Source organism: Streptomyces sp. NRRL S-920 (genome assembly GCF_000717945.1).
Lineage (GTDB): Bacteria > Actinomycetota > Actinomycetes > Streptomycetales > Streptomycetaceae > Streptomyces > Streptomyces alboniger.
Genome location: NZ_JODF01000005.1, coordinates 274957 through 286540, shown reverse-complemented (window position 1 = coordinate 286540; position 11584 = coordinate 274957). Strand labels below are relative to the sequence as shown.

Below are 11584 nucleotides of genomic sequence, written 5' to 3'. Positions count from 1 at the left end.
GCCCACCCCCGTGCCGGTGCCGGCCGCCGCCCCCGCCCCGCGCCCTCTCCGCGGCGCCTGCCGCGGCGGGCGAGCCCTCGCTCCGGCCTCCTGGGACAGCTTCACGCGACTCCTCTCGACACGGCGGGGCGCACACGGCTCGGCACCCCGCCCGGATCAGTGTGCCGAGCTTACTCGGTCTTGACAATCATTTTCATCTAGTGTGATGCTCTCGGCGTCCCGGGGACCCGCACGCCCCCCGGCCTCTCCTGCTCTCACGTCCCTACGGGGGGTCTTCGTCATGCACGCCCATATCGCCGAAGCGGTGAAGAAACCCGATCTCATATCCCTCGAACCGGATCTGGCCTGCCTCCGGTTCGAGACCATGAAGATCTACTCGGCCCTCGGAGCCGTCCGCCATCTCCTGGAAACGGGCGCCGTCGAGCCCGGCGGCACCCTCATCGACAGCTCCAGCGGCATCTACGCCCAGGCCCTGGCCCTCGCCTGTCACCGCTACGGCATGAAGTGCCACATCGTCGGCTCGACGACGGTGGACCGTTCGACACGCGTGCAGCTGGAGATACTCGGCGCCACGCTGGAGCAGGTCGCGCCCTCCAAGAACCTGCGCCTCGACCAGGAGTTGAGGGTGCGCCGCATCGCCGAGATCCTGGCCGCCAACCCCTCGTACCACTGGATGCGGCAGTACCACGACGCCATCCACTACTACGGTTACCGCGAGGTTGCCGAGTCGATCGACAAGGACGTGCCCGCGGGCCCCCTCACGCTCCTCGGCGGCGTGGGGTCGGGGGCCTCGACCGGCGCCCTCGGCACCTATCTGCGCGAGGCCGGGCGGGACGTGACGCTCATCGGCGTCCAGCCCTTCGGCAGCGTCACCTTCGGCTCCGAGCACGTCGCGGACCCGGACATGATCATCGCCGGGATCGGCAGCGCCATCGCGTTCCAGAACGTCCGGCACGAGCTGTACGACCGCGTGCACTGGGTGAACTTCGAGCACGCCGTCTCCGGAGCGGTCTCGCTGCTGCGCACCAGCGGCATCTTCGCCGGGCTCTCGGCGGGCGCCTCGTATCTGAGCGCGCTGTGGGAGCGGCGCCGGGACGGCACGCGTACGTACGTCTTCATCGCCGCCGACACCGGCCACCGCTACGTCGAGAGCGCCTACGCCCGGCACCAACAGGCCCTGGACATCGACACGTTGAAGCCGCACGAGATCACCTCGCTCGACCAGCTCAAGCACCCCTGGTCCACCACGGCCTGGCCTCCCGTCACCTCCTGAACCACCCGCTGCCCCACCCCGGCGATCCCAGAGAGAACCCACATGTCACACCCCACACCCCACACCGTCGCGGAGCTGACCGAGGCCGTCCTGGCGGGCGCCCACGGCCCCGACCCGGCCGAGCTGACCGTCACCAGCGCGTTCTGGCTCTACAACACCACCCGGCTGGCCGGCGGCGACGTCACGTACCACAACCACTATCTGCTGCTGCGCGTCGGCGACTCGTTCGGCGCCTGCTCCTTCGAGGCGGGTGAACTCGCCCCGGAATTCTGCGAGAACGCCTCCGGCCACTCCCTGGACAAGCTCCTGCGTGACGAGTGCGCGCCCGTGCGCACCGCCGCCCTCGACGCCTACCTCTCCCGGGTGCGACCGCACCGCGACGCCGACGACGCCGAGCGCGTCATGCTGCCCACCGGCACCCCCGAGGTCCGCGCCGAGGCCCGGGACGCCGCCGTGGCGGGGCTCCTCGACATCGCGCCCGGCGCCAAGGTCGCCCTGATCGGCGTGGTCAACCCGCTCGTCGCGGCGATACGGGAGCGGGGCGGCGTCTGTCTGCCCTGCGATCTCAACCTGCGGACGACCGCGTGGGGCGACCCCGTCACCGACGACATGACCGAAGTACTCGCCCAGGCCGACGCGGTGGTCGCCACCGGCATGACGCTCAGCAACGGCACCTTCGACCTGATCCTCCAGCACTGCGTCGAGCACCAGGTGCCGCTGACCGTCTACGCCCAGAGCGGCAGCGCCGTGGCCCGTGCCTTCCTCGGTGCGGGCGTCACCGGCCTGAACGCGGAGCCGTTCACGTTCTCCCAGTTCAGCGCCGACGCCACGCCGATGTACCGCTACCGGGCCGCCCTCACGGACGGAGCCGCGGCGTGAGCGTCGATGCCACCAAGGACACCCGTGACATCGCGGAGGAAGAGGAAGCGGTGCCGGGCGATCTGCGCATGGCCCGCGCCCTGTGGCCCGTCCTCCTCGCCTCCGCGGTCGGCCTGCTCCCCTTCACCGTGTTCAGCACCTACCTCGTACCGATCGCCGACGAGGCGGGCAGCGGCGTCGCCGCGATGGGCGGCCTGCGCGGACTCGGCGGTCTCGCCGCGCTCCTGGTGGGCACCGCGCTGGCCCCGCTGATCGACCGGGTGCCCAAGGAGTGGGCGGCGGCGGGCGCGCTCGCCGCGCTCGGACTCTCGGCGGCGCTCGGCGCCAGCGGCGACTTCGTCCTGCTCGCTGTGTTCTGCCTGCTCATCGGCGCGAGTACGGCCGTCCTGAACCCCGCGCTGACGGCCGCGGCCGCCGACCGCTTCGGCACCGGCAAGGCCGCGGGGCGCGCGGCGACACTGGTCACCGCCACCCAGTCGATGACCGCGATGCTCGCCGCGCCGGTCATCGCGCTGCCCGCACTGTTCTGGGGCTGGCAGGGCGACCTGTTCGGTGTGACGGCGGTGGCGCTGCTGCTCGCGGTGGTCTTCGTCGCCCGGCGCGAGAAGCGGCGGGAGGCGGCCTCGGGCGCCGCGCCCGCCGAGCCGCGCCTCGGCTACCTCGCCTCGTTCAAGGCACTCGCGGCGGTCCGCGGTGTGGTGCCGCTGCTGCTGATCGGCTTCCTGCGCACCGCGGTGTTCATGGGCTACCTGGCGTATCTCGCGGCGTTCTACGAGGAGCGGTTCGACCTCGACGCCGGGGTCTTCGCCTTCGTATGGACGCTGAGCGGCGCTGCGTTCTTCGTCAGCAATCTGCTCACCGGCCGCGTCACCAACTCCGCCGCGCCGCGCCTGTCCACGGAGCGGATGCTCGCCGTCGGCCTGGTCGCCGCCCTCATCTCCGTCGTCGGCTTCTACTTCACCCACTGGCTGCCGCTCGCCCTGGCCATGACCGCGCTGCACGCGGCGAGCCACGCGATCGTCGCCGCGTGCGTGGTGAGCCTCATCGTGCGGCGCTGCGGTACGTCGCTGCGCGGCTCGGCGCTGAGCCTGAACGCCGCGGGGCAGAGCCTCGGCGTGTTCGTCGGCGCGGCGCTCGGCGGGGCGGGCCTCGGTCTCGCCGGCTACCCGGGCGTCGCCGTCGTGTTCGGCGCCCTCGTCGTCGCGGCGCTCGGCGCGGCCGCCCTGGTGCTGCGCGCGCGGCTTCGGAACGACAGGGACGACAGGGACGACAGGGATGACAGGGATACGGAGGTCGAGGCGTCGTGAGCACTGTCGCGGAGGCGGCGCCTCCCCGGGCCCGGGCCGCCGTGCGGGACCGGCTCGCCTCGCCGAGGGCCCTGGTCCTGACGTGCGTCGCGCTCTTCCTCGTCCTTCTCGCCTCCGTCGTCGTGGCCATCGGGCTCGGCGCCGCCCTCGTGACGCCCGCCGAGACGGCCCGCTATCTGTGGGCGGCGCTCACCGGGGGGCGGATCGGCGCGGACGAGATCACGACGTACCAGATCATCTGGCAGATCCGCACGCCCCGCGTGCTGCTCGCCGCGCTGGTGGGGGCGGGGCTGAGCGCGGTCGGTGTCGCCATCCAGGCGATGGTGCGCAACGCCCTCGCCGACCCCTTCGTCCTCGGCGTCTCCTCCGGGGCGTCGGTGGGCGCGGTCGGCGTGACGGTCACCGGAGGCCTTGCCGCGCTCGGCGTCTACGCGGTGTCGGCCGGGGCGTTCATCGGGGCGGTCGTCGCGTCGTTCCTCGTGTACGCCGCCTCCTCCAGCCGGGGCGTGCTCTCGCCGCTGCGGCTCGTCCTGACCGGCGTGGCCATGTCGCTGGGCTTCCAGGCCGTGATGAGCGTGATCATCTACTTCGCGCCGGACAGCGAAGCGACCAGCATGGTCCTGTACTGGACCATGGGCAGCTTCGGCGCGGCCAGTTGGGGCGCGCTGCCCGTCGTCGCCGCGGCCGTGCTCGTCGGACTCGCCGTGCTGTACCGGCACGGGCGGGCGCTGGACGTGCTGGCGCTCGGCGACGAGACCGCGGCGAGCCTCGGCCTCGCCCCCGACCGGCACCGCAGGTCCCTGCTCGTGCTCGTCTCGCTGATCACCGGCGTGATGGTGGCGGTGAGCGGCGCCATCAGCTTCGTGGGGCTCGTCATGCCGCACCTGGTGCGCATGGTGGTCGGTGCGGGGCACGCCCGTGTCCTCGCCGTCGCCCCGCTCGTCGGCGCGGTCTTCATGGTCTGGGTCGATCTGTTGTCCCGCACGGTCGTCGCGCCGCGCGAGCTGCCGCTGGGTGTCATCACCGCGCTCGTCGGGGTGCCGGTGTTCATCGCGCTGATGCGCCGCAAGGGCTATGTGTTCGGGGGGCGTTGAGATGGATCTGCGCATCGAGGGGCTCGGGGTCGTCATCGACGGCAAGAGTCTCGTGGAGGAGCTGTCGCTCGACGTGGGCGGCGGTGAGGTCGTCGGCCTCGTCGGCCCGAACGGCAGCGGGAAGTCGACCGCGCTGCGCTGTGTCTACCGCGCGCTGCGCCCTGCCCGAGGCACCGTCCGGGTCGGCGGCGACGACGTCACCGGCCTGCCGATGCGCCGCAGCGCTCAGCTGATCGCCGCCATGACACAGGACGGCGCCGTCGACCTCGACTTCACCGTCGAGGAGGTCGTCGCGCTCGGCCGGGCGCCGCACCAGCGCGGCAACCAGGCGCTGAGCGCCCGCGAACGCGAGCTGTGCGCACGGGCGATGGAGCGGCTCGACATCCGGCACCTGGCCAAGCGGGGCGTTCTGACCCTGTCGGGCGGGGAGCGCCAGCGCGTGCTGCTCGCCCGCGCCCTCGTCCAGGAGCCCGGTGTGCTCGTCCTCGACGAGCCGACCAACCACCTCGACGTACGCCACCAGATCGAGGTCCTGTCGCATCTGCGCGGCGCGGGGCTCACCGTCCTCGTCGTGCTGCACGACCTCAACCTCGCAGCGGCGGCCTGCGACCGGATCGGCGTGCTGTCCCAGGGCCGCCTGGTGGCCTCGGGAACCCCCGAGGACGTCCTCACCGAACAGCTCATGGCCGATGTGTTCGGTGTGAAGGCGACCGTCGTCCCGCATCCGCTCACCGGCGACCCCCAGCTGCTGTACGCGCTGCACCCCGCGCTCTGACCGCCGTACCACCCTCTTCGAAAGGCACTGCCACCCCATGTCCCCCACCCGTTCCCTCGCCGTGGGCTCCGCGCTCGCGGCCACACTGCTGCTCGCCGGCTGCGGCGCCGACGTCGACTCGGACGGCGCCGCGAAGGCGTCCGAGAAGGTCACCGTCAAGAGATGCGGCGAGTCCGTCCCGTACAAGGTGCCCCAGCGCGCCGTGGCGTACGAGGGCGGCAGCGCCGACAAGCTGTTCAGCCTCGGCCTGACCGAGCACGTCCACGGGTACGTGATGCCGCCCGCCAACCCGCCGGTGAGCGAGTCGCCCTGGGCGTCGGAGTACGCCAAGGTGAAGATGCTCAGCGACGACCTGCTCAACAAGGAGATCGTCGTCGAGGCCAAGTCCGACTTCGTCGTCGCGGGCTGGAACTCCGGCTTCAGCGACCAGCGCGGCATCACCCCGAAGATCCTCGACAAGCTCGGCATCCAGAGCTTCATGCACACGGAGAGCTGCTTCAACTACCCCGGGCACCCGCAGAAGGTGACGCCGTTCAAGGCGCTCTACAGCGACCTGGAACGACTCGGGAGGATCTTCCGTGTCGAGAAGAAGGCCGACGAGGTCGTCGGGGACCTGAAGAAGCGGGTGGCGGCCGTCGCGGAGAAGGCGCCGGGCGGCAAGCCGGTGCCGGTCTTCCTCTACGACTCCGGGACCGACCAGCCCTTCACGGCGGGCAGCCAGGTACCGCCGAACGACATCATCAAGACCGCGGGCGGCAGGAACGTCTTCGACCAGCTCGACGCGCGGTGGACGCAGGTCAACTGGGAGGCCGTCACCAAGGCCGAGCCCGAGGTCGTCATCATCTTCGACTACGGCGACCAACCCGCGAAGAAGAAGATCGAGTTCCTGAAGAAGTCCCCGCACACCAAGGAGCTTCCCGCGGTCAGGAAGAACAACTTCTTCGTCCTCGACTACAACGAGGGCATCAGCGGGCCCCGCAACATCGACGGTCTGGAGAAGTTCGGGAAGTACCTGCGGGAGCTGAAGCGCTGACCCGGTGGTCCGTCCCTGTCGCGGCTCAGCCCGCGAAGGGCGTGCCCGGCAGTCCACGGCCCGCGTCCGGCAGCACGAGCACCGACCCCGCCAGCGGGTGCGGGCGCTCCTGGCCGGCGCGGGCCGTGGTGATGTAGAGGTCACGCAGGCCGGGGCCGCCGAAGGCGCAGGCCGTGGGGCGGGGTACGGGGAGTTCGACGGTCAGGTCGAGCCGTCCCGCGGGGGTGTACCGGCGGACGGCTCCGCCGTTCCAGAGGGCGACCCAGACGCAGCCGTCCGCGTCCACGGTCAGCCCGTCGGGGTCCCCCGCACCTTCCTCGATCACCACGAACGGGCGCCGACCGCGCGCGTGCCGCCCGTCGAAGTCGAGGACGTCGACGCGGCGCGTCGGGCTGTCGGCGTAGTACATGAGCCGCCCGTCGGGGCTCCAGCCCGTGCCGTTGCTGACGGCGACGTCGCCGAGCGGCCCGGACTGCTCGGTGGCGGTGCCGTCGGGGGCGACGCGGGTGAGGCCGCCGCCGCCCGGCGCCTCGTCGTAGCGCATGGTGCCCGCCCAGAGGGCGCCGTCGGGAGCGACGGCGGCGTCGTTGCCGCGCCGCCCCGGCACGGGGTCGCGCACCAGCCAGGAGAAGGGCGAGCCGCCGGGACCGTACAGGCCGACGCCGTCACGGAGGTTGACCACCAGGCCGCCGCCCGCGCGGGGCTTCGCGGCGCCGACGTGCTGTTCGGTGGCCATGACCGTGCGGCGGCCGTCGGCGGGGTCGTACGTGTGGACGCGGGAGGCGAGGATGTCGACCCAGATGAGGCGTCCGGTGGCCGCGTCCCAGGTGGGGCCCTCGCCGAGCCGCGCCTGCTCCCGCACCGCCACCTCGTACGCGGCTCGCCTCGCCCGCCCGGCGCCCCTGGCCGGCGCGGCCCTCCTCCCGGGAGCGGCCCTCCTCCCGGACGCGATTCCCCTCCCGGAAGCGGCCCTCATCACGCGCCCCGGTGGCCGAGGCGGGCCGACAGGTCGCCCGCGCCCTTGGCGGCCAACTCGGCCAGCTCCCGCTCGCGCTCCTCGCTCCAGCGGATCATCGGCACGGAGATGGAGAGCGCCGCGACGACCCGGCCCGCGCTGTCCCGCACGGGCGCGGCCACACAGCTGACGTCCGGGTTGGACTCCCGGTGCTCGACCGCGACACCCCGTTCGCGGACGGCCGCGAGGGCGGCGACGAGTTCGTCCGGGTCGGTGATGCTGGCGGGGGTCATGGCGGTGAACTCCCTGCCTTTCAGGCGGGCTTCCAGCTCGGGCAGCGGCAGCGAGGCGAGCAGCATCTTGCCGACCGAGGTGCAGTGCGCGGGGAGCCTGCGGCCCGCCGCGGAGACCATGCGCACCGCGTGGGTGGAGTCCACCTTGGCGATGTAGATGACGTCGGTGTCCTCCAGGATGGCGACGTGGACGGTCTCGTCGCAGGTCTCGGCGACCTCGCGGGCCACCTGCTGGCCCTCCGCGGCGAGGTCCAGCTGCTCGGCGTAGCGGCTGCCGAGCTGGTAGGTGCGCACACCGAGGCGGTAGCGGCCCGGCTGGTCCGGGATCTGGACGAGATACGAGCGGGCCGCCAGAGTGGTGAGCAGCTCGTGCACGGTGGTGCGCGGCAGCTGAAGCCTGCGGGTCACCTCGGGTGCGGAGAGCGTCCCGTCCCCCTCCAGGAACAGTTCGAGTATGTCCAGCGACCTGGTCACCGCGGGAACCAGTCGTCCCATGAGGCCTCCCACCCTGTGCGTCCGAGATTTCGGCCGCCGACCGATATGACGAACACAGGTTAGGCGTGGGGCCGTTCGCCACGCAATGGCAGCCCGGACCCGGATGACCCGCGCACCGCCCCACCGCCGCCCCAAGACCGTTGCGCGCGACCCATTGACACGTTCCGGCCACCGTGAATACCGTCACGCCACCATTTCGAACGTGTGACGAAATACCGAACAAACCAAGGGGCAACCGCCTTGCGCATCACGGGAATCAGCACACATGTGGTCGGCACGCCCTGGCGTAATCTCACCTACGTCCAGGTGCACACCGACGAGGGCCTGACCGGCATCGGTGAGACCCGCATGCTCGGCCACACCGACGCACTCATCGGCTACCTCCGTGAGGCGGAGGCCAACCACATCGCCGGGTCCGACCCGTTCGCGGTCGAGGACCTCGTCCGCAGGATGAAGTACGGCGACTACGGCCGGGCCGGCGAGATCGTGATGTCGGGCATCGCGGTCATCGAGACGGCCTGCTGGGACATCAAGGGCAAGGCACTGGGCGTCCCCGTCTGGCAGCTGCTCGGCGGCAAGGTCACCGACCGCGTCAAGGCGTACGCGAACGGCTGGTACACCACCGAGCGCACCCCGGAGGCGTACCACAAGGCCGCCCAGGGGGTCATGGAGCGCGGCTACCGCGCGCTGAAGATCGACCCGTTCGGCACCGGGCACTACGAACTCGACCACGAACAGAGCCTGTACGCCGTCTCGTTGATCGAGGCCGTGCGCGACGCGATCGGGCCGGACGCCGAGCTGATGCTGGAGATGCACGGCCGGTTCTCGCCCTCCACGGCGGTCCGCCTCGCCCGCGACCTCGCGCCGTTCCGCCCCGCCTGGCTGGAGGAGCCGGTGCCGCCGGAGAACCTCAAGGCCCTGGAGAAGGTGGCCGCGAAGGTGGACATGCCCGTGGCGACCGGCGAGCGCATCCACGACCGGATCGAGTTCCGGGAGCTGTTCGAGAGCCAGGCAGTGGACATCATCCAGCCCGACGTCGGTCACATCGGCGGCATCTGGGAGACCCGCAAGCTCGCGGCCACCGCCGAGACCCACTACATGCTGGTCGCCCCGCACAACGTGGGTGGCCCCGTGCTGACCGCGGCATCGCTCCAAGTCGGTTTCACCGCACCGAACTTCAAGGTCCTTGAGCACTTCAACGACTTCGCGGACGCCGACATCAAGAAGATCGTCAGGGGCGCGCCGCAGGTCGATCCGGAGACCGGCTGCTTCGAGCTGTCGCACGCTCCCGGCCTCGGTGTCGAGCTGGACATCGACGCGGCCGCCGAATTCCCCCAGCAGCAGGCCCGGTTCGACCTGTGGGCCGAGGGCTGGGAGAAGCGTTCGCCCGGCGGGGCCGAGAAGTGAGCGGCCGCGCGATCGTGGTGGACCGGCCGGGCGAGCACCGGCTGGTCACCGGCGACGTCCCGGTGCCGGGCCCCGGCGAGGTCCTCGTCCAGGTGGCCGCCGCCGGGATCTGTATGAGCGACCGTGAGGTGTACGACGGTCATCGCGACGCCGCCTACGTCCGCTACCCGGTGACGCCCGGACACGAGTGGTCCGGGACCGTGACGGCGGTGGGCGCGGGCGTCGACCCCGCGCTCGTCGGCCGCAGGACCGTCGCCGAGGGGTTCCGGTCGTGCGGCCTCTGCGAGCGCTGCCGGTGCGGGGAGACCAGCCTGTGCACCGGTGGCTACGCCGAGACCGGGTTCACCGAGCCGGGCGCCTTCGCCGACCATCTGACCGTCCCCGCCCGGCTGTTGCATCCGCTGGCCGACGACGCGGACCTGCGCGCCGCCGCCCTGCTCGAACCGGCCGCGGTGATCGCGGCCGCCGTCCGGGCGGGCCGCCCGCGCCCCGGTGAGCGGGTCGCGGTGGTCGGCGCGGGCACCCTCGGGATGCTGGCGGTGCAGCTGCTCTCCGCGTCCTCCCCGGCCGAGCTGGCCGTCGTCGATCCGCGCGGGGCCCGCGGGGAGCGGGCGCGGGAGTTCGGCGCCACGGACGCGCTCTCGCCCGACGAGGCCCGGGCCGCCCAGGGCGGCTTCGACCTGGTCGTGGAGACGGCGGGCGCGGCGACCAGCGCCGCCTCGTCGTGTCTGCTCGCCCGCCGGGGCGGACGGGTCGTGCTCACCGGGATGTTCGCGCCGGGGGCGGTCGGCATCGACCCCGTACATCTGTCGCTGAGCCAGCTGGAGGTGCGGTCCGTCTTCGGGGCGTCGTCCTCGGCCTGGTCGGACGCGGTACGGGCCTTCGGCCTCGGCCTGCTCGACCCGGCGCCGCTGATCACGCACGAGTTTCCACTGGAGCGGTTCGGGGAGGCCGTCGCCCTCGTGGGCGGAGGCGATCCGAAGGTCGGGAAGGTGCTTGTGGTGCCTTGAGCATCTCGCTCACGTACGCCCCACTCACGTACGCCCCACTCAGGCACGCCCCACCAGGCGAACAGCATTCGATATATCGAACATTGGAGTACCGTGACCGCCCCGTCAGCCCCCCGGCGCCCCGGCGCCGACGCCCTCGCCCGGATCGGGCACCCCGTGCCCGCCGTCGATCCGGCCGACGCCTCCCCGCACACGTTTCCCGACGGCGGTACCTGGCGTACCGAGATCCCCTCGGTCGAGGGGCCCGAGGCCCTTGCCGTCGTCCTGAAGGAGAGCGCGCGCCTCGACGTGCCCGTCCACCGGATCAGTCAGGGCAGCGGCGTCTGGATGCTCACCGACGTCGAGATCACCGAGATGGTGGATTCGTGCGCCGCACGCGACATCGAGCTGTGCCTGTTCACCGGGCCGCGCGGCACCTGGGACATCGGCGGTGCCACCCGCACCGACTCCGGTGGCGCGGGCCCGCGCGCCCGTGGGCACGACGCTCTCGCGGGCTGCGTCGAGGACGCCGTACGCGCCACCGGGCTCGGGGTGAAGTGCCTGCTCGTCGCCGACGAGGGCGTGCTGTGGTCCCTGCACAGGCTCCGCGCCGCCGGGGTGCTCCCCCCGGACACCACGTTCAAGCTGTCCGCGCTGACCGGCCCGGTCAACCCGGCCTCGTACGAGGTGTACGAGCGTCTTGGCGCCGACTCCCTCAATGTGCCGTCCGATCTGAGCCCCGCCCATCTCACCGAGATCCGCCGGGTCAGCCGGGCCCCCATGGACATGTACGTCGAGGCGCCCGACGACCTCGGCGGGTACGTCCGGATGTACGAGGTCGCCGAGCTGATCCGGCGCGGCGCCCCGCTGTACGTGAAGTTCGGCCTCTCGAAGGCCACCGGCATCTACCCCTACGGCGCCCAGGTGCGCGACCATGCGCTCGCCACGGCCCGGGAACGGGTCAGGCGTGGCCGCCTCACCCTGGATCTGCTGGCCCGGCACGGCGCGGAAGGCGGCATGTCACCGCTCGGTGCGCGGCTGCCGGGTGAGCTGCGCCGCTTCGCCGTCCCGGAAGGGGACTGAC

Annotated in this window: 11 protein-coding genes; 9 read left to right on the top strand and 2 right to left on the bottom strand. The window is 72.1% G+C overall.

Annotated features, from left to right (window positions below):
* The first annotated feature begins 280 nt into the window (after positions 1–280).
* From IG54_RS0106695 to IG54_RS0106670, 6 genes are read left to right on the top strand one after another with little or no spacing between them, the layout of a single operon-like run.
* Entirely contained in the window at positions 281–1273 is a 993-nt protein-coding gene (locus IG54_RS0106695; protein ID WP_030778484.1) for a pyridoxal-phosphate dependent enzyme, read from the top strand.
* A gap of 42 nt (positions 1274–1315) precedes the next feature.
* The gene (locus IG54_RS0106690) at positions 1316–2152 is read left to right on the top strand and encodes a Rossmann-like domain-containing protein (protein ID WP_030778482.1); all 837 of its coding nucleotides are present in this window, start codon (positions 1316–1318) and stop codon (positions 2150–2152) included.
* Positions 2149–3459: an MFS transporter gene (locus tag IG54_RS0106685; RefSeq protein WP_051819308.1), complete on the top strand. Its 1311-nt coding sequence runs from the start codon at positions 2149–2151 to the stop codon at positions 3457–3459. Before IG54_RS0106690 ends, IG54_RS0106685 begins: the two co-directional genes overlap by 4 nt.
* Before the next feature lie 41 nt (positions 3460–3500).
* Positions 3501–4553 carry an iron ABC transporter permease gene (locus IG54_RS0106680; RefSeq protein WP_199809502.1) on the top strand — a complete coding sequence of 351 codons (1053 nt, stop codon included), beginning with the start codon at positions 3501–3503 and terminating at the stop codon, positions 4551–4553.
* A gap of 1 nt (position 4554) precedes the next feature.
* Entirely contained in the window at positions 4555–5328 is a 774-nt protein-coding gene (locus IG54_RS0106675; protein WP_030778475.1) for an ABC transporter ATP-binding protein, read from the top strand.
* A gap of 37 nt (positions 5329–5365) precedes the next feature.
* Positions 5366–6361, top strand: coding sequence for an ABC transporter substrate-binding protein (locus IG54_RS0106670; protein WP_030778473.1), 996 nt, complete (start codon positions 5366–5368; stop codon positions 6359–6361).
* 25 nt (positions 6362–6386) lie between these two features.
* On the opposite strand, the gene IG54_RS0106665 is transcribed toward IG54_RS0106670, so the two are convergent.
* Positions 6387–7223, bottom strand: a complete 837-nt coding sequence (locus IG54_RS0106665; RefSeq protein ID WP_234336022.1) for an SMP-30/gluconolactonase/LRE family protein — start codon at positions 7221–7223, stop codon at positions 6387–6389.
* 113 nt (positions 7224–7336) lie between these two features.
* Entirely contained in the window at positions 7337–8104 is a 768-nt protein-coding gene (locus tag IG54_RS0106660) for an IclR family transcriptional regulator (protein ID WP_030778467.1), read from the bottom strand.
* Positions 8105–8344: 240 nt separating this feature from the next.
* On the opposite strand from IG54_RS0106660, the gene IG54_RS0106655 reads away from it, so the two are divergent.
* From IG54_RS0106655 to IG54_RS0106645, 3 genes are all read left to right on the top strand, one after another.
* Positions 8345–9511 (top strand): mandelate racemase/muconate lactonizing enzyme family protein, encoded by a 1167-nt coding sequence (locus tag IG54_RS0106655; protein WP_030778465.1) that lies wholly within the window; start codon positions 8345–8347, stop codon positions 9509–9511.
* Positions 9508–10521, top strand: a complete 1014-nt coding sequence (locus IG54_RS0106650; protein WP_030778464.1) for a zinc-dependent alcohol dehydrogenase — start codon at positions 9508–9510, stop codon at positions 10519–10521. The genes IG54_RS0106655 and IG54_RS0106650 overlap by 4 nt, the downstream gene beginning before the upstream one ends.
* A gap of 93 nt (positions 10522–10614) precedes the next feature.
* Positions 10615–11583, top strand: a complete 969-nt coding sequence (locus IG54_RS0106645; protein ID WP_030778462.1) for a hypothetical protein — start codon at positions 10615–10617, stop codon at positions 11581–11583.
* The last annotated feature ends 1 nt before the right edge of the window (position 11584 follow it).

Bases quoted from the DNA above. Each gene is read 5' to 3' on its own strand.
- IG54_RS0106695 (WP_030778484.1), top strand. From the start codon at position 281: ATGCACGCCCATATCGCCGAAGCGGTGAAGAAACCCGATCTCATATCC.
- IG54_RS0106690 (WP_030778482.1), top strand. From the start codon at position 1,316: ATGTCACACCCCACACCCCACACCGTCGCGGAGCTGACCGAGGCCGTC.
- IG54_RS0106675 (WP_030778475.1), top strand. From the start codon at position 4,555: ATGGATCTGCGCATCGAGGGGCTCGGGGTCGTCATCGACGGCAAGAGT.
- IG54_RS0106670 (WP_030778473.1), top strand. From the start codon at position 5,366: ATGTCCCCCACCCGTTCCCTCGCCGTGGGCTCCGCGCTCGCGGCCACA.
- IG54_RS0106660 (WP_030778467.1), bottom strand. From the start codon at position 8,104: ATGGGACGACTGGTTCCCGCGGTGACCAGGTCGCTGGACATACTCGAA.